Source organism: Achromobacter sp. FW305-C-28 (genome assembly GCF_058783235.1).
On record NZ_JBYSYL010000012.1, the window covers coordinates 1 to 21,194 of the forward strand.

Annotated in this window: 19 protein-coding genes; 6 read left to right on the plus strand and 13 right to left on the minus strand. The window is 66.8% G+C overall.

From position 1 onward, the window contains the following. Positions 1-132: 132 nt before the first annotated feature. Entirely contained in the window at positions 133-1,134 is a 1,002-nt protein-coding gene (locus AC3WMR_RS24570; protein WP_492265978.1) for a GSU2403 family nucleotidyltransferase fold protein, read from the minus strand. Between the two features lie 227 nt (positions 1,135-1,361). On the opposite strand from AC3WMR_RS24570, the gene AC3WMR_RS24575 reads away from it, so the two are divergent. Then, entirely contained in the window at positions 1,362-2,204 is an 843-nt protein-coding gene (locus AC3WMR_RS24575; protein ID WP_492265977.1) for an IclR family transcriptional regulator, read from the plus strand. 28 nt (positions 2,205-2,232) lie between these two features. On the opposite strand, the gene AC3WMR_RS24580 is transcribed toward AC3WMR_RS24575, so the two are convergent. The 5 genes from AC3WMR_RS24580 to AC3WMR_RS24600 all read right to left on the minus strand — a co-directional run bounded on the left by AC3WMR_RS24580 (position 2,233) and on the right by AC3WMR_RS24600 (position 6,102). Beyond that, complete coding sequence (locus AC3WMR_RS24580; protein ID WP_492265976.1) at positions 2,233-2,952, minus strand: SDR family NAD(P)-dependent oxidoreductase; 720 nt, start codon at positions 2,950-2,952, stop codon at positions 2,233-2,235. Between the two features lie 5 nt (positions 2,953-2,957). After that, positions 2,958-3,746: an SDR family oxidoreductase gene (locus AC3WMR_RS24585; RefSeq protein ID WP_492265975.1), complete on the minus strand. Its 789-nt coding sequence runs from the start codon at positions 3,744-3,746 to the stop codon at positions 2,958-2,960. A gap of 67 nt (positions 3,747-3,813) precedes the next feature. After that, positions 3,814-4,791, minus strand: coding sequence for a tripartite tricarboxylate transporter substrate binding protein (locus AC3WMR_RS24590; RefSeq protein ID WP_492265974.1), 978 nt, complete (start codon positions 4,789-4,791; stop codon positions 3,814-3,816). Between the two features lie 40 nt (positions 4,792-4,831). Next, complete coding sequence (locus tag AC3WMR_RS24595) at positions 4,832-5,578, minus strand: SDR family NAD(P)-dependent oxidoreductase (protein ID WP_492265973.1); 747 nt, start codon at positions 5,576-5,578, stop codon at positions 4,832-4,834. Beyond that, complete coding sequence (locus AC3WMR_RS24600; protein WP_492265972.1) at positions 5,575-6,102, minus strand: 2,4'-dihydroxyacetophenone dioxygenase family protein; 528 nt, start codon at positions 6,100-6,102, stop codon at positions 5,575-5,577. Before AC3WMR_RS24600 ends, AC3WMR_RS24595 begins: the two co-directional genes overlap by 4 nt. A gap of 196 nt (positions 6,103-6,298) precedes the next feature. On the opposite strand from AC3WMR_RS24600, the gene AC3WMR_RS24605 reads away from it, so the two are divergent. After that, complete coding sequence (locus AC3WMR_RS24605) at positions 6,299-7,690, plus strand: RtcB family protein (protein WP_492265971.1); 1,392 nt, start codon at positions 6,299-6,301, stop codon at positions 7,688-7,690. A 4-nt stretch (positions 7,691-7,694) separates the two neighbouring features. On the opposite strand, the gene AC3WMR_RS24610 is transcribed toward AC3WMR_RS24605, so the two are convergent. Further along, positions 7,695-8,762 carry a hypothetical protein gene (locus AC3WMR_RS24610; RefSeq protein ID WP_492265970.1) on the minus strand — a complete coding sequence of 356 codons (1,068 nt, stop codon included), beginning with the start codon at positions 8,760-8,762 and terminating at the stop codon, positions 7,695-7,697. A 127-nt stretch (positions 8,763-8,889) separates the two neighbouring features. Between AC3WMR_RS24610 and AC3WMR_RS24615 the strand changes: the two genes are divergently transcribed. Next, positions 8,890-9,654, plus strand: coding sequence for a fused MFS/spermidine synthase (locus AC3WMR_RS24615; protein WP_492265969.1), 765 nt, complete (start codon positions 8,890-8,892; stop codon positions 9,652-9,654). A 176-nt stretch (positions 9,655-9,830) separates the two neighbouring features. Further along, a complete protein-coding gene (locus AC3WMR_RS24620) occupies positions 9,831-10,724 on the plus strand; it encodes a DUF4261 domain-containing protein (protein WP_492265968.1) in 894 nt (297 codons plus the stop codon). Between the two features lie 87 nt (positions 10,725-10,811). Here AC3WMR_RS24620 and AC3WMR_RS24625 read toward each other — a convergent pair whose 3' ends face one another. Next, positions 10,812-12,044, minus strand: a complete 1,233-nt coding sequence (locus tag AC3WMR_RS24625) for an MFS transporter (protein WP_492265967.1) — start codon at positions 12,042-12,044, stop codon at positions 10,812-10,814. 111 nt (positions 12,045-12,155) lie between these two features. Here AC3WMR_RS24625 and AC3WMR_RS24630 point away from each other — a divergent pair, with 111 nt between their 5' ends. Both AC3WMR_RS24630 and ocd read left to right on the plus strand, forming a co-directional pair. After that, entirely contained in the window at positions 12,156-13,160 is a 1,005-nt protein-coding gene (locus tag AC3WMR_RS24630; RefSeq protein WP_492265966.1) for a LysR family transcriptional regulator, read from the plus strand. Between the two features lie 154 nt (positions 13,161-13,314). Next, a complete protein-coding gene (ocd, locus tag AC3WMR_RS24635) occupies positions 13,315-14,385 on the plus strand; it encodes an ornithine cyclodeaminase (protein ID WP_492265965.1) in 1,071 nt (356 codons plus the stop codon). On the opposite strand, the gene AC3WMR_RS24640 is transcribed toward ocd, so the two are convergent. From AC3WMR_RS24640 to AC3WMR_RS24660, 5 genes are all read right to left on the minus strand, one after another. Then, positions 14,382-16,472, minus strand: coding sequence for a sensor domain-containing protein (locus tag AC3WMR_RS24640; protein WP_492265964.1), 2,091 nt, complete (start codon positions 16,470-16,472; stop codon positions 14,382-14,384). The genes ocd and AC3WMR_RS24640 overlap by 4 nt on opposite strands. A gap of 146 nt (positions 16,473-16,618) precedes the next feature. Further along, the gene (locus AC3WMR_RS24645) at positions 16,619-17,728 is read right to left on the minus strand and encodes a YcjF family protein (protein ID WP_492265963.1); all 1,110 of its coding nucleotides are present in this window, start codon (positions 17,726-17,728) and stop codon (positions 16,619-16,621) included. A gap of 92 nt (positions 17,729-17,820) precedes the next feature. Then, positions 17,821-18,648, minus strand: coding sequence for a 3-methyl-2-oxobutanoate hydroxymethyltransferase (gene panB, locus AC3WMR_RS24650; RefSeq protein WP_492265962.1), 828 nt, complete (start codon positions 18,646-18,648; stop codon positions 17,821-17,823). A gap of 90 nt (positions 18,649-18,738) precedes the next feature. Continuing rightward, complete coding sequence (locus tag AC3WMR_RS24655; RefSeq protein ID WP_492265961.1) at positions 18,739-20,178, minus strand: ArnT family glycosyltransferase; 1,440 nt, start codon at positions 20,176-20,178, stop codon at positions 18,739-18,741. Next, positions 20,162-21,193: a glycosyltransferase family 2 protein gene (locus tag AC3WMR_RS24660; protein ID WP_492265960.1), complete on the minus strand. Its 1,032-nt coding sequence runs from the start codon at positions 21,191-21,193 to the stop codon at positions 20,162-20,164. The genes AC3WMR_RS24655 and AC3WMR_RS24660 overlap by 17 nt, the downstream gene beginning before the upstream one ends. Position 21,194 lies beyond the last annotated feature (1 nt).

A 21,194-nucleotide genomic window follows, 5' to 3' on the forward strand; every position in this document is an offset into this window, starting at 1 on the left:
CGCGCGCCAGCACTTGGCCAGCGGCCAAAGTACCAACCTCAATGAGCCGGAAATCTCTACTTCTGATCCGGACTAATTCGGGGTTAGGGTCACGTCGAGTCGAGTGCTTCTCACGACAAGCGCATCGCGATGCTAAAGATCTCGAGCCCGTGCTCGAATCCGCTCCGGAATCGGCTTGATATCGTTCAGGGATAGATGAGGCAGCCACGCTTGAACCAGTTTGAATACCGCGGTGGCTTGAAGGTAGTCCCGACGCCTTTTGCCGGCGTCTCGATCGCTCTGCTCGCTCAGCCATAACTTGAACAGACCGAACGCGCGGGGATCAACTGTTGTCATGGTCGCCATGTCGCCGCTGGAGCTGATGACCACTTGCTCGAACTTCGGCGCCGATAGCAGCCAATCCATGTTGTGGACTTTCACGGCCCAGAAGTCTTCGGTATTGGCCCAGACCTGACCGGGCTCCGAGTGTTGATAGCCTTCATTCCGTGTGATCAGGTCGACCTGGTAGCCGTCGTTGTTCATCAGCGTGAAAGGCCTGCCTTCCATTTTGCCGAACGACGCATCCGCGCGCTGAATGATGCCCAGCAGCCCCTTGGGATCCGGGCTGGCGATTTTCAGCGTCGACCGGCTGTCCCAGAGCAGGTCCAGATCCTGGGTAGCCATGATGACATCAGCGAATGTAACGCTGGCTGCCGTGGCATAGGCGTACATGGCATTCGTTCCGATTGTGATGATTTTCCTGGCCAAACCGGCGGCTTCAATTTGAGCCAAGACCTTGGTGACGGGTGCAGGTACATCACCAAGCCGCAAGGCCCGATTGATTTTCAACTGCTTGCCCAGCTTGGCCGTCAGCGAACTCAAGCGTTGGCGGCTGGCTTCCGAGCGCTCGGTGTGAATTCGATGGATTTCCTCGGTTCTGTCGCTTCGAGGGCCTAGGCTTTTACGCTGCCGAACGCCGTGGTCGTAGCGTGTACTGATCAGATAGTCCGTGCCGCCCGACCTCTCCCAGGTCAGACGCGCCAGGTACTTTTTTGACTCTTCGAAGGCGGAGCGATAACTGGCATGGAGTTGCTGTGCATCAATGATCTGCTTCAGCTTGTCCTCGGGCACCTCCTGGAATGCGGGTAATTGCATAAGATGATGATTTATAAGAAATTTGGATGTTTTTTGAATATTCTACTGAATTCACCCAAAAGTCAATAAAAACAAAGTCTTAGGTATTTATCTTTACGACAAGCCCCTGCATATCGGCCACGGCCCAGACGGGGTGGTTGGATGTCAGGCCGATCAGTCGAACGCCCAGAGCGCGGATTCGGGTGTCTAATTCTGCAGTTCTATGTAAATCCAGAGGTTGATGGGCTTTGCGATCCTCCAGTTCAGTCGGTGATTCCGCCGCAGCGCCCGCCACCGCCCAGGTGGCGGGCACCGCCGCGTTCTCCAAGTTCGTGCATCTGCTGCAGCTGGTGGCTGATCGCGATACGGCGATGACCGTGGCCGAGTTGTGCAAGGCGTCCGGCTATCCGCGTCCCACTGTGTACCGCACGGTGTATGCGCTGATTGCCGAAGGCCTGTTGTCCGAGAGCGTGGTGTCGGGGCGGCTGGAACTCGGGCCGCGGTTGATCCAGCTGGCCAATCGCAGCTGGAAGCGGTCGGACCTGCGCCTGCTGGCGATGGCGGACCTGACACGCTTGCGCGACATCACGGGCGAGACCGTGCATCTGGCGGTGCCCAATGCGGACCAGATGGTCTATATCGAAAAGCTGGAGAGCCCGAAGGCGGTGCGCATGACTTCGCGCGTGGGCACCAGCGTGGCGATGCATTCGAGTTCGGTGGGCAAGGCCTATCTGGCCTTTCTGGACGACGCGCCGCGCGAGCAATTGCTGCGCGAATTACCGCAGCCCTGGAAGGTCTTCACGCCGCAGACGCTGACCGATTTGGCTGCGCTGCGCGCGCAGCTGGAGCGGTACCGCGAGCGGGGCTGGGCCATCGACGACGAAGAGCAGGAAGCGGGCATCCGCTGCTTTGGCGCGCCGATCTTCGGCAAGCAAGGCACGCCGGTGGCCTGCATCAGCGTGAGCACCTTGCTGTTCCGCCAGGAAGAGGACGTGCAGCGCAAGTACGTGGCGCCGCTGCTCGAGGCGTGCCGGTCGATCTCGCGGCTGTTGCAGGACACGCCGGCCTCGTACAGCGCCGAAGCGCCTTGAGGCCAGCCATTCCGACCCCCGGCCTGCGTTACGCCGCCAGGTAACCGCCGTCGACCGGCAGGATATGGCCGGTGATGAAGCCGGCCGCGGGCGAACACAGGAATACCGCCGCGCGGGCCACGTCTGCCGGCAGGCCCCAGCGTCCCAATGCGGTGCGTTGCAGGATCGGACCGGAACGCGCGGGATCGTCTTGCAGCGCCTGCGTGAGCGGGGTGGCGATCCAACCTGGCGCGACGGCGTTGACCCGGATGTTCTCGGCCGCATAGGCCAGCGCCAGCGACTTGGTCAGCTGCGCGACCCCGCCCTTGCTGGCCGAGTACGCCGGCACCAGCGCGCCGCCGAAGAAGCTCAACATTGATGCGGTATTGACGATCACGCCGCCGTGCTTTGCCAGCAATGGGCGCGCCGCGGCGCAGGTACGCATGGTGCCGGTCAGGTTCACGGCCAGCACCTGCTCGAACACGTCCAGGTCGTGTTCGGCGTTGCGGCGGATGATGCCGGCGCAGTTCACCAGGATGTCCAGGCGGTCCAGCGTGCCGAACAGGCGGTCGACGTCCTGCTGCTTGCTGGAGTCGGCCAGTTCGACCCGCACGCCGGACGCCAGCGAGCCGTCGCCGGCATCCAGGCCGGTGGCGATGACGCGGGCGCCCAGCGCCTGCAACTGGTTGGCGATGGCGGCGCCGATGCCCTGGGTGGCGCCGGTGACCAGCGCGGTCTTGCCTTGGAAGAGATCAGGTTGGTAGGTCATGGAGTTCAGTAGGTGCCGGGGTAGGCGCCGCCGTCGGCCAGCAGGTTCTGTCCGGTGATGTAGGCGGCCTGGGTGCTGCACAGGAAGGCGCAGATGGCGCCGAATTCTTCGGCGTTGCCGAAGCGGCCTGCGGGAATGGCCTGCTGGCGGGCCTCGCGCAGCGCATCGGCGTCGCGGCCGGTCTTGGCGGCGGTGGCGGCCAGCGTGGCGTTCAGGCGGTCGGTGGCGAAGGCGCCGGGCAGCAGGTTGTTGATCGTGACGCCGCGGGCGGCCAGGCTGCTGCGGGCCACGCCGGCCACGAAGCCGGTCAGGCCGCTGCGTGCGCCGTTGGACAGGCCCAGGACGTCGATCGGCGCTTTCACGGAACTGGAGGTGATGTTGACGATGCGCCCGAAGCCGCGTTCGGCCATGGCGTCGACGGTGGCCTTGATCAGTTCGATGGGCGTGAGCATGTTGGCGTCGACGGCCTTGATCCAGGCGTCGCGGTCCCAGTCGCGGAAATCGCCAGGCGGCGGACCGCCGGCGTTGGTGACGACGATGTCGAAGTCGCGCTGCACGCCGAAGACCGCCGCGCGGCCGGCTTCGGTGGTGATGTCGGCGGCGATGGCGCGAACCTGGGCGCCGTGGGCGGCTGCTGCTTTGAGCTGGCGTTCGGCCGCCTGCAGGGCATCGGTGCCGCGCGCCACGATCAGCACGTGCACGCCTTCGCGCACCAGCGCCAGCGCGCAGCCGTAGCCCAGGCCCTTGCTGGCGCCGCACACCAGCGCCGATTTGCCTTGTATGCCCAGATCCATGTCTTGTCTCTCCAAAGGTGCGGGGCGCAGCCAGGCCGCGCCCCGGGTTGCAGCGTGATTCGCCGGGTTATTGCTGGCGCAGGGCCAGCTTGTCGATCAGCGCCTTGAAGGTCGCGTCGTCACGCCGCATGGTGGCTTCGAAGCCGGCGGAATCGGCATAGCGGTAGCCCAGGTTCTGCTTTTCCAGGGTCTGCCGGAAGGCCGGTTCTTCCGCGATCTTGGCGGCCGCGGATTGCAGCTGTGCAATGATCTGCGGCGGCGTGCCCAGCGGGGCGGCAATGCCGCGCCAGGTGCCGATGGACAGGTCGATATTACGTTCCTTCAGCGTGGGCACGTTCTCGAAGCCGGGCACGCGCTGGTCGGCCATGACGGCCAGCATCTTCAGCTTGCCCGCCGCGACGTAGGCGGCGACCTCGGCGGGGCTGACGGCCACGGCATCGATGTGGCCGCCCAGCAGCGCCAGCACCGCGGGGTTGGCGCCGTTGAAGGGGATGTGATTGAACTTGGCGCCGATCTTGTCTTCGAAGGCGGCGGTGGCCAGGTGCCAGATCGAACCCGTGCCGGCGTTGCCGATCTGCAGGCCGGCCTTGTCTTTCCTGGCCGCTTCGATGAAGCCTTCGATGGTGGTGTGCGGCGAGTCGGCGCGCACGGTGATGGCGGACGGGTCGGCGTTCAGCTGCGCCACCGGGACGAACTTGTCGTAGGTGGTCTTGCTGATGCCCAGGTGCGGAATGATGGCCAGGTCGGCGGTGACCAGGCCCAGCTTGTAGCCGTCGGGCCGTGCGCCGGCCACTTCGGCAAAGCCGATGCCGCCGGAGGCGCCGGGCTTGTTCAGCACCACTACGGTCTGCGGCAGGTGGTTGCGGGCCGCGTCGGCGAAGGCGCGGGCCATGGCGTCGGTGCCGCCGCCAGCGGCGAAGGGCACCACCAGTTCGATGGCGCGTGCGGGGTAGGCCGCACCCTGGGCGTGGGCGCCGAATGCGGCCAGGCCGAGCGCGGCGCCGATCATGCACCGCGCAAGCGCGGCAGTCGTACGAGGTTTCATGCGTTGTCTCCTTGGGTTTTTTTGTATGCAGGTGCCGCGGTCAGTAGGTGGCGCGTCCTCCCGACAGGTCAAATACCGCGCCGGTGTTGAAGCTGCACGATGCCGAGCAGAGCCAGGCGACCAGTTCGGTCACCTCGCGCGGTTCGCCCAGCCGGCGCAGCGGACTCTTGGCGATCATGGTTTCCACGTGGCTGGGGTCCATCTGTTCCAGCAACTGGGTCTTGACGGCCGCGGGCGCCACGGCGTTGGCCAGCACGCCGCTACCCGCCAGTTCTTTGCCCAGCGATTTGGTCAGCGCGATGACGCCGGCCTTGGCCGCGCTGTAGGCCGACGCGTTGGGCGTGCCCTCTTTGCCGGCCAGCGAGGCGATGTTGACGATGCGGCCGTGCTGCGCCGCGCGCATCAACGGCACCACGGCGCGGCAGACGTTGAAGAGGCCGACCAGGTTCACGTCGATGATGCGGCGCCATTCGTCGGGGTCGTAGGCATCCAGCGGCACGGTCGAGCCGGCAAAGCCGGCGCTGTTGACCAGGGCGTCGATGCGGCCGTACCGGCCGACCACATCGCGCACTGCGGCGTCGATGCTGGTCGGGTCGGTGACGTCGACCCGCAGGCTGTGCGCCGCCGGGCCGTTGCGACAGGGCGCCAGGTCCCAGGCGACGGTGGTGGCGCCGCTGTCGTGCAGGTACTGGACGATGTCCGCGCCGATGCCGGCCGCGCCGCCCGTCACCACGGCGACGTGGCCACGAAAGTCGTAGCGGGCGCGGGTGTCTGCCGCCGCCGTCATCGAATGAACTGCTGCACGTAGTCGACGCCCAGGCCGACGGCTTCGTAGTGCCTGCGGCACATGTCGATCTTGGTGAAGACGTCTTCGTAGCCCATGCCCTTGCCCCACGGGTCGGTGTAGTACATGACGCCGTTGACCTGGAAGAACGTGATCATTTCTTCGACATCCGGCGGCACGTACAGGGTGTGGGTTTCGCCGGGGGGTTCGAAGACATAGCTGCCTTCCGTGGCTTCCCAGTCGTGTTCCAGGTAGCGCCAGCGGCCCTTGAGCACGAAGCCGTGCACCGCCTGCGGGTGGCGGTGGCGGCTGAGCACGCCGGTCTTGCGCACGCGCAGCAGGTTGGTCCAGTAGCCCTGGCTCGCGTTCAGACAGAGCGGGCGGAACCAGACGTTCTCGGCCTGCGGCACCCAGACGCGTTCGTCGTCGGGGATCGCGCTGGGCACCACGATTTCGGGCAGGGCGTCGGACGGATTGGGGTACTGGTACGGCATCAGGGGCTGTTCGTCGTGGCTGTCTAGCGGCATGCGTGTCCTTTATATGGTCAATTGTTCATAATATGGACTTTATAAGGGAGGGTGGCCGGCAGTGTCACTTAGGTTTTTCACCTACCGCATACGAGAATTTCTCTGTACACTTCGGCCTCCTCCTGGCGCTGCTGCTGGGGGTACAACGCCTTCCGGAACACGGAGGCCTTTCTGTACCTGTTTGATGGCAGCGAAAGTGAAGAACATCTCCCGTTTGAAATCCGCCCTGAAACGGCAGGGCATCCAGGTGGAACACCAGCATGGCGTGTACCACCTGAGCAATGAACAGGCGCAAGCGTCTGTTCTTCTCCCCGCGGCGCTTCCTCTCGAGGAAAAGGCCGTACATCAACTGCTTGCGTTTGCGTCGGTGCGTTCGCCCGATGCCGGCCATGGCGTCTGCAAAGCGTGTGCAACGCCGGATTTCCATCCGGGCAGCATCGCGCCGGTGGGCACCGTGGTGGCGACCGACAGCGGCTTCGTCATCCCGGCGGCGGTCGGCACGGACATCAATTGCGGCATGCGTTTGCTGACCACCGGTCTGGCGCACACGGCGGTCGAACCCTTCAAGGCGGAACTGATACGCCGGCTGACGCGCGTGCTGCTGGAAAACGGCCGCAACGTGCCGGTTCCCAGCAAGGCGTTCAAGGCGCTGTTCGATGACAGCCCGGATGCGTTTCTCGATAGCCTTGCGGCCGAGGGCCTGTGGGCGGGCGTGCAGCGCGATCAGTTGCATGCCGAACTGGCGCAGTGCGTCAGCCTGTCGGATTTCGACAGCGCGGCCCGCTATGCGCCGCAAGGCATGGTGGATGGCCGCGAGACCATCCGAGACCCGGGTCTGGGCACGACCGGTGGCGGCAATCACTTCGTGGAATTGCAGATCGTCGACGAGGTGCTGGACCGGCATGCGGCCTATGCGGCCGGCCTGGTGAAGGGCGATGTCGTCGTCATGATCCACACGGGCTCGCGCGATGTGGGCTTTCACGTGGGCGCGCGCTGGATGGACCGTGCGCGTGCCGAGTGGCCCAAAGGGCTGAAGCACCCGGACAGCAAGCTTTATGGGCTGTCTGGCGCCCTGGCGCAGGAATACCTGCAGGCCATGGGCACGGCGGCCCGCTACGCCTGGGCCAATCGCATGGTGCTGGGCGAGATGGTGCGCCAGGAGCTGGACGCCACGATCGGCGGCATGCGCTCGCGCCTGGTCGTGGACGTGCCGCATAACATGGTGTTGCGCGAGCAGGGGCTGAACATCCACCGCAAGGGCGCGACGCCCGCGCGGGCCGGTGACCTGGCCTTGATTCCCGGGTCGATGGGCGATTTCAGTTTCGTGGCGACGGGCCTGGGCAATGCGGATTGGCTGTGGTCATGCAGCCATGGTGCGGGCCGCAGCATGCGCCGGCAGGAAGTGCGCCGGACCCGGCACGAGACCTCGCCGGGCACCTGGCAATGCGTGACGCTGCGCGAAGAGCGCCGCATCGAAGAGGCGCCGCACGCCTACAAGCCGATCGGCCCCGTCCTGCAAGCGCAGGAAGAGGCGGGGCTGATCCGGTCGGTGGCGCGGCTCAAGCCGTGGGTCACGTTCAAGGCGTGATGGGTCAGGCCGATACCGTCACCGAGGCGCCGCCGTCCAGCGCCTGGGCGGCTTGTTCGGCTTGTTTCAACGCATGTTGGACGTCGGCGGCCTGCCTGGGTTCGTGGCCGTCGGGTTCGCGCAGCTTGCGCTTGACCATGGCCAGCAGTTCCTTCAAGGCGCGGATCGCGTCGCGGACGGACTGGGCGTCGTCCTGGCGCCGCTTGTCGGCGATTTGTTGTTCCTGGCGGGATTCGGGGGCGGATGTGGACGGTTTGTCCGGGTCCGCGTCGGTGGGGTCTGGATTGCCCAGGGCGGCATCGACTGACGCGGCGGCTGCCTCGCGGGCGGCGCGGGCGTCTTGCGCCGTGTTGGCGTTGGCCGCTGTTGCAGCATGGGCTGCCCCAGTACCGTCCGCCGGCAGTGTTTCGGCGGTGTGGTTGCCTGCGGCGGCTTCTCCGGCGGCATAGGCCGCCAGTGCGCGGGAGGTCGCGGCGGGCGCCTGGCTCGCAGTGCGCTCGGCGCTGCTGGACAGGGATGCCGCGCCATCGGCCGACGCGGTCGAGGCCTCGGCCGACCCGCCCTCGCCGCCCGGCGTGGCGGCGCCCATGGCGGCACCGATGGCGGGTGTGGCGGCTCCGTGCACCACGGGCGCGGGGGTCGGGCCCACGCTGGCACCCATGGTTGAGGCCCCGCCGCCGTCTTTCAAGGCTGCCGCCGCCTGCCCGAGTTCGCCGGCCAACTGGCGCAGTTCGACCAGGATGGCCTTGGCCGCGGCCTTGCCCAGCAGCATCAGCATCTTCTTGAGCATCTCGATGCGCTGCTTGATCTGCTCGACGCGGCTGCGGGCCTGGTCCTGGCGCGACTGCACCGTGCTGGCCGACAGTTGGGCGATGGCCTTGCGTGCCTTGTCGGCGCGTTCCAGCGCGTCGTCGCTCAAGACGACGCGAAACGACGTGGGCAGCTCCTTGGGCGCCTGTTCCTTGTCACGGTCGGCGGCGGCATCCGCGTCGCGCTTGTCGGCGGCGCGCGCATCCGCCGGGCGGGGCGTGGCCGGAGAAAAGGGGCTATCTGTATCCAGGAGCGTGTTCATGCCCTTATGTACGGCAGGCCGGCCGGCATTCTTTACGTTTCCGTCGGGGAATCCGTCCGACAATCGGGGGGATACGCTGGCGGTGGTATCTTCTGCGTCCATGTCCCGACACCATCCGTCCCCTTCCTTGCCTGAGCCATCCACGCCGTCTGGCGCCGCTGGCGAGCCCTCACTGCGCCCCTTCATCCAGGAATCCGGCACCACCCGGACCCTGCATTTCTCGGAAAAGGTCATCCAGAGCCGCATGTCCACGCTCAGTCCCGATGCGCTCGACCTCGAGTACACGCGGATGATGATGGGTTTCGTGCTGTTCACGCCCGCCCCGCTCGACATCCTGATGGTGGGCCTGGGCGGCGGCTCGCTGGCCAAGTTCTGCTACCGCTACCTGGCGCGTTCGCGCATCGAGGTGGTGGAAATCGACCCCGGCGTGATCGCACTGCGCGACGCTTTCCTGGTGCCGCGTGATGATGCCCGCTTCCGGGTGGTGCAGGCCGACGCGGCCGACCATCTGCGTGGTTTGAGGGCCGCGGCCGACGTGCTGCTGCTGGATGGTTTCGGCGACGCGGGCATTCCCGATGCCCTGTGTTCGGCCGAGTTCTACGCCGACTGCTACGAGGCGCTGCGCGACGACGGCATTCTGGTGATCAATTTCCACCTGAACCATCCGGATCATCGCGACTATCTGGATCGGGTGCGGGCGTCGTTCGGCGCGTCGATGTTCGAGGTGGTGGACGACGATATGACCAACAGCATCGTGTTTGCGTGCAAGGGCGAACGGCTGGACGATCCCGCGGCGGCCGAACTGAAGCGGCCCGAATCGATTCCGAAGGATGCCTGGCGCCAGTTGATGCCGACGCTGCGGGTGATCGGCGCGACGCGCGAATTGAAGTGAATGGCGGGGACGGGCAAGGGCGCGACATGATAGGGGTGGCGTGAAACACGGCCTGATTTCGCGCCAAATCTAACGTCCCGTTTCGCGTAGCCGAGTTTTGTTGCACATGGCCGACCAGCCTGTCGCCAGGGCTTGATAGCATCCCCGCTTTCTCCGGACAGGTCTGCCCCCCCACCATGAGTCTCATCTCCCGCTTTTTCGGCCGCAATGAATCTCCTGCCGCCGCCGCACTGACCGCGAATCCGGCCATTGAGGATCCGCTCAGCCTGCAAGTGGTGTTCAGCGCCCCGCTGGCGTTGACGGCCGATGCGCTGACCACCGCATTGCGGGCCTATCACCCGGACATGCGCCAGGCCCGCGCCGAGATCGAACCCGACATGCCCGAGCTGCTCGCCATGGTCGGCTGGGGCAAGCACGTCGTGCGGCTGGTGGGTTTCAATGCGCCCTATCCGCAGGAATCGATGGAAGCCTGCGTGGCCCCGGCGCACTACCCGGCAGACGTCAAGGCAAAGGTGCGCGCGCATGTCAGCCATGTGCTGCTGTACTACGCAGGTTTCGAGGAAGACACGCTGGAACAGTACGTGGCGCTGGCCGCGGTGGCCGGCGCGCTGTCGGACTTCAATGGCGTGGCGGTGCTGAACGAGCATGCGCACACCTCGTTGCCGGCTGGCGTGTTCACACGTGAATCCATGGGCGACGAAAGCCTGGACGTCTTGCGTTCGCTGCCGCTGACCATGCTGTACTGCGGTTTCGTGAAATACGAGGTCGAGGGCACGGAAGGCGTCTGGATGCGCACCTATGGCGCCGACGCATTCGGACTGCCGGATTTCGCCGCGCTGGCCGAAGGCCACCACGAGGGCGAGTTGTATTCCGGCATGTTCAACAACATCATGGGGTACCTGCTGGATAGCGGCGCAGAGCTGGCTGCGGGCCACACGATGCAGATCGGTGAAACCAGCTACATGAAACTGCGCGAGCCGGCCGAGTCGGAGTATTTCCTGCACGGCCCGGGCACGGTGCTGGTGGCGGAAATCATCGACGCCTCGCAGATCAACCAGCCGGACGCCTGATTCCGTTCGTCATCCGGTCGAATCGGGCCGTCAGCGCTGCATTGCAGTGCTGACGGCCTTTTTTTGCGGTGCGGCGTCAGCCCTGCATCACGCCGGGCAATCGGCGCGGCGGCGCAGGCGCAGCCGGCCCGGCAGCACGCGCAGCAACAGCGCACCGCCCGCCGCCAACGTGGCCACCCCCGTCACCCCCAGCCAGCCCCAGTTGGCCAGCGCCAGGCTGCCCAGCGCGCCGCCAGCTGCCATGCCAATGAACACGCTGACCATCAGCACCGCGTTCAAGCGGCTGCGGGCGGCGGGGTCGATGCCGTAGACGATGCTCTGGTGCGCGATCAGCGCCACCTGGATGCCCAGGTCAAAGCCGATGGTGCTGGCCGCCAGCAGCCACAGGCCGGACTGGGGCGACAACAGCGGCAGCAGCGCCATGACGGCGAACGACAGCGCGGTCAGCGCGGCGCCCAGGCGGCTGACGGCGTGCGGGCCGCGCCGGTCCGCATGGCGCCCGGCCAGCGGGGCGGCCAGAGCGCCTGCGGCGCCGGCCAGGCCAAAGGCGCCGGCCGCGGCCGAGCCCAGGTGGTACGGCGCGCCATGCAGCATGACGGCCAGCGTCGACCAGAACGCACTGAAGCCCAGCGACAGCAGCCCTTGTGCGATGGCGGCGCGACGCAGCTCGCCGTGCTGGCGCCATAGCCTGCCCAGCGAACGCAGCAGTTCGGTGTAGGGCAATTGGGTCGTCGGCGCAAAGGCGGGCAGCCCGCGCCACAGGGCCCCGCCCAGCGCCAGGATGGACACCGCGGCCGCCAGGAACATGGCGCGCCAGCCCAGCTGTTCGGCGACCAGGCCGCTGATCACCCGCGACAGCAGGATGCCCAGCAGCAGGCCGGTCATGACCGTGCCGACGATGCGGCCGCGATGGGCCGGGGGCGCCAGCGTGGCGGCGGCGGGCACGATGTCCTGCGCCAGGGTGGCGGACAGACCGATGGCGAAGCTGGCCGCCAGCAACACGCCGGCCGACGGCGCCAGGCCGGCCAGCAACAGCGCCGCGGCCAGGGCGGCGACCTTCATCAGCACGATGCGCTTGCGGTTGTAGCGATCCCCCAGGGGCGCCAGCGTCAATATGCCAAACGCATAACCAAGCTGGGTCAACGTGGGAATCCAGCCCAGTTCGGCAGCGCTGGCGTGCAGGTCCGCGCCCAGGATGCCGAGCATGGGCTGGTTGTAATACAGCGAGGCGACCGCCAGGCCGGCGCCAATGGCCAGCAACAGCACGAGACGGGCGGAAAGCTCCTGGGGAGCGGGATGGGCGTGAGCGTCGGGGGGCATGGGGGATCCGTTCGGAATGATGCACTGCAACGTGCGAATGGCGCAGATTCTGCGCGCCCGTGGTCGCCTTGGGTAGCCATCGCCGGAGTAGATCCGTTATACGATGGGCGTATGACCAAACCCGATCCTGCCCCCGCGCTCGCCTCGGCGACCGGCACCGACCGCATGCTGCTGGTCGAAACCTTCGTGCGCATCGTCGAGGCCGGCAGCCTGTCGGCCGCCGCCCTGCAGCTGGGCGCCACCCAGCCCACGGTCAGCCGCCGGCTGCAATTGCTGGAACGGACGCTGGGGGTGCGCCTGTTGCAGCGTTCGACCCACGCCATCCGGCTGACCGACGACGGCCAGCGCTGCTATGAACGCGCCAAGGCGCTGATGGCCACCTGGCAATCGTTCGAAAGCGATGTGCGCGGCGCGGGGGAGGAATTGGCCGGCACATTGCGGGTGGTGGCCCCGCATGCGTTCGGGCAAAACCAGTTCATGGAGCCGCTGGCCAAGTACCTGCAGCAATATCCGGGCATGCGCGTGGAATGGCTGCTGCATGACCGGGTGCCGGATTTCGTGGCGGAAAACATCGATTGTGCAATCAAGGTCGGGCCGGTGTCGGATCCCTCCGTGGTGGCGGTCAAGCTGGGCGAAGTGCCGCGCAGTGTCATGGCGGCGCCGTCATTGCTGGCGGGCGGCCCCGTGCCGCAGCACCCGGCCGAGCTGGCCCGCCTGCCCTGGCTGGCGCTGCGCACCTTCTACCGCGACGAAGTATGCCTGCGGCATGCGCAGACCGGCGAGGTGGCGCGCTTTGATATCCAGCCGCGCCTGTCTACCGATGGCCTGTACGCCTTGCGCAAGGCGGCGGTGCTGGGCCTGGGGGTGGGCATTGCATCGGCATGGGCGCTGCGCGATGAGTTGGCCAGCGGCCAATTGGTGCTGCTGGCGCCCGACTGGCAGGCGGCGCCGTTGCCGGTGCACCTGGTCTATGCGCCGTCGCGATTGCAGCCGGCCCGCCTGCGGCGTTTCATCGAGACCATGCGCGAATACCTGCCTGCCGAGCTGTGCGAAAGCCTCAAGCAGGCCAAGGCAGGCGCAGATCCGAAAGCCAGAACCGGCCAGAAGGCCAAATAGCGCCGTTTCAGGCCCGTTGCAGGGCCGAATTGCGACAAGTGGCATTGGCGGTTGCCACAATGGCAGGTTCCTGACGTTTTGTGTGGAAAGTGGGCGCTAGGCATTGACCTGCCCTTCGGCCAGAATTTCCCTACCGATACAACAGGGGAAAATAATGACGACATTGCTCACCACCACCGACGTCGCGAAGATCGTGGCCGCACAGGGCCCGCGCAAGGTCTTCGAAGACTTGCTGGATTATCTGCTGGCCGATTACCTGCGCTGGCAGGAGTTCGACAAAAGCGCCCGCGTGGCCAGCCATTCCGACACCGGCGTGATCGAATTGATGCCCACCGCCGACAGCGATCTGTACAGCTTCAAGTATGTCAACGGCCACCCGGGCAATCCGCTGACGGGCCTGAGCACCGTGATGGCGTTTGGCGCATTGGCGCAGGTCCATACCGGCGAACCGCTGCTCATCAGCGAACTGACGCTGACCACCGCGCTGCGCACCGCAGCCACATCGGCTTTGGCCGCCCGCGCCCTGGCGCGCCCCGGTTCGCGCACCATGGCGCTGATCGGCAACGGCGCGCAAAGCGAATTCCAGGCGCTGGCATTCCACCACATCCTGGGCATCGACACGCTGCACCTGTACGACGTGGACCCGGCCGCGACCGACAAGCTGGAACGCAATCTGGCGGGGGTGACAGGCCTGTGCCTGCGACGTTTCGACAGCACCGCCGCCGCGGTCAAGGGCGTGGACATCGTCACCACCGTGACGGCCGACAAGGCCTATGCCACCATCCTGACGGCCGACATGGTCGAGCCGGGCATGCACATCAACGCCGTGGGCGGCGACTGCCCCGGCAAGACCGAACTGCATGCGGACGTGCTGCGCGCCGGCTCGGTATTCGTCGAATACGAGCCGCAGACCCGCATCGAAGGCGATCTGCAGCAAATGCCGGCGGACTTCGCCGTAACGGAACTGTGGCGCGTGCTGACTGGCCAAAGCGCCGGCCGCCGCGACGCGCAGGAAATCACGGTGTTCGATTCGGTGGGCTTCGCGCTGGAAGACTTCTCGGCGCTGCGCTGGCTGCGCGACAGCGCGGTCAAGCACGGCATCGGCGCACGCGTCGAAGTGGCGCCGCGCCTGGCCGATCCGAAGAACCTGTTCGAACTCGTGCGTGGCCGCCAGGCTGCCGCGCAGGCCGCGGCCCGGGCCAGCCAGGCGGTGCTCAGGGACTAAGTCGCGGGGGGCGCTTCGGGCGCCTCGTGCGATACCGGCCGGCCCAGCAGGTAGCCCTGGAAGTGCGAGCACCCCTCCTGCGTCAGGCGTTCCAGCTGGGCCTCGGTTTCCACGCCTTCAGCCGTGGTGGGGATATCCAGGCTGCGGCCGATGCCATTGATGGCGCGGATGATCGCCAGCGCCTCTTTGCTGGATTCGACGTCCTGGGTGAACGACTTGTCGATCTTGATCTTGTCGAACTCGAAGCTGCGCAGATAGCCCAGCGATGAGTAGCCCGTGCCGAAATCGTCCAGCGCCACCTTCACGCCCAATTGCTTGAGCCGGTTCAGGGTGTTCAGGTTGGTCTCGGAGTTGGCCAGCAGCACCGATTCGGTGATTTCCAGTTCCAGCCGATGGGCGGCCAGGCCCGAAGTGGCCAGGGCCGATTCCACCAGCGAGACCAGCGCGTTGTTGGTGAACTGGGTGGCCGACAGGTTCACCGCCACGGTCTCGTGCGCGTCCCAGGTCATCGCTTCGCGGCAGGCTTCGTGCAGCGTGAAGGCGCCCAGTTCGTGGATCAGCCCGGTTTCCTCGGCAATGGGGATGAAGTCGTTGGGCATGATCAGGCCCTTGACCGGGTGATGCCAACGCATCAGCGCCTCGCGCCCCACCGTGCGCACGTGGCTGATGTCCTTGATGGGCTGGTAGTGCAGGTGCAACTGATGTGACAGGATGGCCTGGCGCAGGTCCATTTCCATTTCGTGGCGCTTGAGCGCGGCGGCCTCCATTTCAGGCTTGAAGAACGCCAGGCAGTTGCGGCCGTTGCGCTTGGCTTCGTACAGCGCCATGTCGGCATAGCGCAGCAGGTGGTCGGCGCCGCACTCTTGCGCGCTGGCCGTGGCAATGCCGATGCTGACGCTGACCGGCACCGTATGCCCGTCTACCTGGAACGGCTCGCGTACTGCGTCGATCAGGCGCTGTGCCATCTGGCGCAGGTCGTCGGTTTTCTCGATGCCGGGCAGCACCACGGCGAATTCATCGCCGCCCAGGCGGGCCAGCGTGTCCTGTTCTCGCAGGTTCTTGGCCAGGCGGCGGGCCAGCTGGCGCAGCAGTTCGTCGCCGTACTGGTGGCCCAGCGTGTCGTTGACGCTCTTGAAGTTGTCCAGGTCCAGGCACAGCACGGCAGCGGTGCGGTCGCGGCTGTCGGGGTTCAACGCCTTGAGCAGCTGTTCGCGGAACAGGCGCCGGTTGGGGATGCCGGTCAGCGTGTCGTGGTGCGCCATGTAGCGCACCTGGGCATGGGCGGCGTTTTCGTCGGTGATGTCGTCGGCGATCAGCAGCACGTAGCGCGATCGCGGGTCGCTGCTGTGAAACACCAGCGTCTTGCTGCGCAGCGTGCGCGGGCCGCGCCCGGTGACCAGTTCTTCCTGGCCGGCTTCGCGCAGCGCGCCGTCCGAACGCAGCGCGTCGTTGGTCAGGCGTTGGAAGAACTCGTGCACGGCGGGCGGCAGGCATTCCTCTACCGTCTTGCCTTGCATGTGCTCGCGCGTGCCGCCGAACACCGTTTCAGCCTGGCGGTTGGCCAGCAGGATGCGGCGCGAGACGGCGTCCAGCACCAGCACGCACGAAGGGATGTGCGATACCACGGCCTCCAGGAAGCTCGACAGCGAGGTCAGCTCGGTGTTGTAGCGCTCGGCCAGGTCCTTGGCGCGCAGCAGCTGCAATTCGCGTTCGCGGCGTTCGGTGCAGTCGCGGGTGATCTTGGCGAACCCCATCAGGGCGCCGGCGTCGTCGTGGATGGCGTCGATCACCACGTGCGCCCAGAACGGCGTGCCATCCTTGCGCATGCGCCAGCCCTCGGCTTCGAAACGGCCCTGGCTGCGGGCGATTTCCAGCCCCCTGCCCGGCACGCCGGCGGCCTGGTCGGCCGCGCTGTAGAAGCACGAGAAGTGCTTGCCCACGATCTCGTCCCGCGTGTAGCCCTTGGCGCGCTCGGCCCCGGCATTCCAGTTGGCGACGGTGCCGTCGGGGTTGAGCAGGTAGATGGCGTAGTCGATGACACCTTGCACGAGGTGCCGGTACATGACGTCGGAGTTGTCGATGATCATTGGTATGAGCGGGGTATGGCAGGATTCGCGGCAATACGTTTACGTCGCGTCGCCGCGATTATTTACCGGCGCCGCGAGAAAAGGCCGTTCCTTGCCAATCTTGGCGCATTGAGTCGAATCATTGCAGAACGGGCCTGCTGGCGCCGTCAGAGTTTCACGCGCTGCTTCAGGGCCTGCGTGATCATGGCGATGTCGATGTCCTGCCCCGGATGCTTCTGGCAGAAGTCGTACAACACCGCGATATAGGCGTTGCCCAGCAGCTTGGTGATGGCGCCGGCCGTGGTGGCGGCGATGGTGCCGCCCACCGCGCTGCCCGCGCCGGGGATGAACTTGAGCAGACCGGACACCACGGAACGCCCCACCAGCGTGGCGGCAGAAGCGCCCAGCGTCGACGTGACCAGGGTGCTGATGGCGGCGGTGTTCAGTTCCATGCCGAAGGTGATGCCGATCTTGGCGATCATGCCCACCTGGATCGGCACCAGCGCCACGGCATCCGAGAAAGGAATAGGCGCGGCGGCGGCGGACGCGGCCAGGCCGGCCGCGACGTTCACTTCTATCTCAGCCCGCTTTTTTTTTACTTCCAGGGCCTTCTTGTTGCGGGTCGACAGGGCGTTGGCGTAGGCCCGCTGCTGCGACTCGGGGATGTACTGCGCAGTCGCCTCGATGAGTGCGTCCAGGCCCATCGGCGGCAAGTCCGCATCCAGTTCCTCGATGCGCTCGGACAGTGCGCGCACCGCCACGATCTGCCGGGCGCGCGGCAGGAGCTTTTCGGCTTCTTGCAGAAACGGGCTGTTCTTGCGGGCCTTGGTGAGCACGGTGATGACGGGGATGCCGGCATCGGCCAGTAGCGCGCACAGTTCGATTTCGGCGTCTTCGACGCGGTGGCTGCTGTCCTGGATGCAGAGCCAGGCCACGTGCAGGTGGCGGTCCTGGTCTTCGGCCATCGAGCGTTCGCGGATCAGGTCCGCCAGTTGCTGGCGCGACCGCGCGTAGTCGCCCACTTCCAGGCCGCGGGTGTCGATGATGGTGAGTGGATGGCCGGGCCGCGAGAATTCCTGGGTCGTCTGCGTGACGGGCTTGCCTGCCCCGGTTTTGGCCAGGTCGCCGCGAAAGACGGCATTGATCAGCGTGCTCTTGCCCACGCCCGTCTTGCCGGCCACCAGGATGTTGACGCGGCCCGCGCCGCGCGTGGCGGTGCTGATCGCATCCGCGATGGCGTCCTGCAATTGGGGAGAATCGTGGCGGGGGGGAGTCATGGGCGGCTACGCTGGGCAAGGCAATGCCCTGATTCTAGCCACAAACTCCAGCCACCAACGTGAACGGGGCCGGATCCGGCCCCATCGGCGTATCAATACAGGTGTTCGGCTTGCGGGAAGCGGCGGGCGCGCACGTCGTCGGCGTAGCTGCGCGCGGCGGCCTGGATGCGGTCGGCAAGGCTGTCGTAGCGTTTGACGAAGCGTGCGGTGCGCTCGAACATGCCCAGCATGTCGTCCACGACCAGCACCTGGCCGTCGCAGTCGACCGATGCACCGATGCCGATGGTGGGGCACGCAATGGCCGTGGTGATGGCCTGCGCCAGCGATTCGACCACGCCTTCGATCACGACCGAGAACGCGCCGGCGTCGGCCACCGCCGTGGCATCGGCGGCGATGCGGGCGTATTCGGCTTCGCCGCGCCCGCGTGCGCCGTAGCCGCCCAGGATGTTGACGGCCTGCGGCGTCAGCCCGATGTGCGCCATGACGGGAATGCCGCGCGCCGACAGGTACGCGATGGTCGGCGCCATGGCCTGGCCGCCTTCGAGCTTGATGGCGCCGGCGCCGGTTTCCTTCATGACGCGGGCGGCCGACCGAAAGGCCTGTTCGGCGCTTTCTTCGTAGCTGCCGAACGGCATGTCGACCACGACCAGCGCCTGGCGAGAGCCGCGCACCACGGCCGCGCCATGCGCGATCATCATGTCCAGCGTGACGGGCACGGTGGAAGGCAGGCCGTAGAGGGTCTGCGCCAGGCTGTCGCCCACCAGCAGCGCGTCGCAGTGCGGATCCAGCAGCTCGGCCATGCGCGCGGTGTAGGCGGTGAGCATGACCAGGGGCTCGGCGCGCTTGCGTGCGCGAAAGGCCGGGGCGGTCATGCGGCGGGGCGCCGCGGCGGCGGCGTTCAAGGTGGCGGTGGTGGACATGCGGGGCTCTCCTGGTGTGCGGCGCGCGCGAGGCCCGGCAGGCAGGCGTTGCGCACGCGGCACAGGTATATCACGCGGTGGGCGGGGCCGTCAGCGCGGCGCGCCTTCGACCTTCAGCAAGGCATAGCGCCGGCTGACATACAAGGGCGTGACCACGCCCGGCCACGAGGCCAGCAATTCGTTGGCGCGATTCTTGGCGACCGCCAGATAGACCGTGTCTCCCGCCTTGGGCAGCACGCCATCCAGCGCCGGGAATTCGACCAGCCCGACGGCGCCGCGCGAGTAATAGCGGGCGGAAAAGGGCCGGCTGCCGACGAAATAGAACGGATCGTCGCCGCGCATGGCATCGGCTTGCTGGACCAGCTGCTTTTCCGTCTTGTAGCGGGTGGGTTCGGCCCAGGCCAGCACGCCCAGCGCCAGCGCGGCGGCGGGCGTGAGCAGCATCGCCGTGGCCGCCAGGCGCTGCGGGCGCACGCCCTGCCAGCGGCTGGCCAGCAGGCCCGTGGCCAGCGCGACGGGCGGCAGCGCCGGCAGCACGTACGTCCACAGGATGTTGCCCGACAGCGTGAAGAAGGCCGGCGTGGCCAGCGCCCAGGCCACGAGGTAGGTCTGGGCGGGATCGCGCCCCGCCGCCGCCATGCGCTGGCGCAACGGCGCATGCTTGCGCGGCCATAGCGCCATGCCCAGCCACGCCACGCCCCACGGCAGGGTCGCCAACAGCCAGTCCAGCCAGATGCTGCCGTAGGGGCGCTGGTGAGCCGAGCCATAGCGGTCGCCTTCCCAGCCGGGGTCGATGAAGCGCAGCAGGTGTTCGCCGACGATGAAGTACTGGAAGAAGCCCGGCGTCTTGATTTCCGCGGCGATGTACCACGGCAGCGTCAGCGTCAGCATCAACGCGGTGCCGCCGGCCCAGGGCAGCGCCCGCAGGCAGGCGCGCGCATTGCGGTGCCAAAGCATCCAGGGAACGATGGCGCCGGCCACCAGCACCAGCGTCAACGGCCCCTTGGCCAGCAGGCCGATGGCCAGGCCGACGAAAAAGCCGTAGCGCCACAGGGGCCGCGGCTCGGTGGGCGCGAGCACGAACGACACCATCGACAGCGTCATGCCCAGCGCCAGGAAAGGATCGGTCAGCACCGCGCCCGCGCTGGCGAACGGCAGCAGCATGGTGGCGAATACCAGCGTGGCCCAGCGCGCGGCTTGTTCGCCATGCAGCCGCCGGCCGCAGGCATGCACCAGCGCCAGCACGCCCAGCATCGCCAACCAGGACGGCAGGCGGACCGCGAATTCGGACAGGCCGAATAGCCGGATAGACAGCGCCTGTGCCCAGAAGGCCAGCGGCGGCTTGCCCCAGAACGGCACGCCGGGCTCGAACCAGGGCGTGATCCAGTCGCCCGACACGGCCATCACGCGCGCGATCTCGGCATAACGCGGCTCGGACGTGTCCGCGAAGGGCATCAGCGCCATCGCGAACAGACGTGCGGCCAGGATGGCCACAAGGCCCAGCAGCAGGCCTTTAGAAGTTAACCGCATGCGGACCCTTGGCGGTATCGGCCAGCGGCATGGCCGCGACGGCGCTGTGCTGCACATCGCGCACCAGATAGACCGGGCGTTGCTTGGTTTCCATGTAGGTCTTGCCCACATACTCGCCCAACAGCCCGATGGTGATCAGCTGGATGCCGCTCAGGAACGTGATCATGGCCATCAATGACGGGTAGCCGTCGACCTCGGCGCCGAAGAGCAGGGTTTTGCCGATGATGGAGATACCGAACAGGGCGCCCAGCAGGGCCGCTATGACGCCGGCCGCGGTTGCCCAGCGCAGCGGCGCGGTGGAAAACGAGGTGATGCCTTCCATCGCCAGTCGAAACAGCGCGAAGTAGTTCCACTTGGTGGTGCCGGCGGCGCGCGGGGCCCGGTCGTAGTCGATGAAGCGGGTCGGCATGCCGATCCATGCGTACAGCCCCTTCATGTAGCGGCAGCGTTCGGGCAGTTGCAGCAGCGCGTCCACCGCGCGCCGGCTCATCAGGCGGAAATCGCCCGTGTCCGGCGGAATCTCCGCGCGGCTCAATCGGCTCAGCAAGCGGTAGTAGGCATAGGCGGATGCTCGCTTGGCCCAGCTTTCGCCAGCCCGGCTGCGCCGCCGCATGCCCACCACGTCGGCGCCTTCGCGCCAGGCCCGTACCATCTCGGGGATCAGCTCGGGCGGGTCCTGCAGGTCGGCATCGAGCAGGATGACCGCTGCACCCGAAGCATGGCGGATGCCGGCAGTCATGGCGGCTTCCTTGCCGAAATTGCGGCTCAGCCGCACCAGCTTCAAGCCTGGCTCGAATGCCATCAGGCTGGTCAGGTATTCCGCGCTGCCGTCGCGGCTGCCGTCGTCGACGAACACGATTTCCCAGGATTCGCCCAGCGTGTCCAGCACCTGCCGCAGCCGGGCATGGCAGAGGGGCAGCACTTCGCGCTCGTTCAGGAAAGGAATGATGATGGATACCTGTACCGGGCGCGGCTGGGTGCGCGGCAGGGTCGGGATGTCAGGATAGGGACGCATG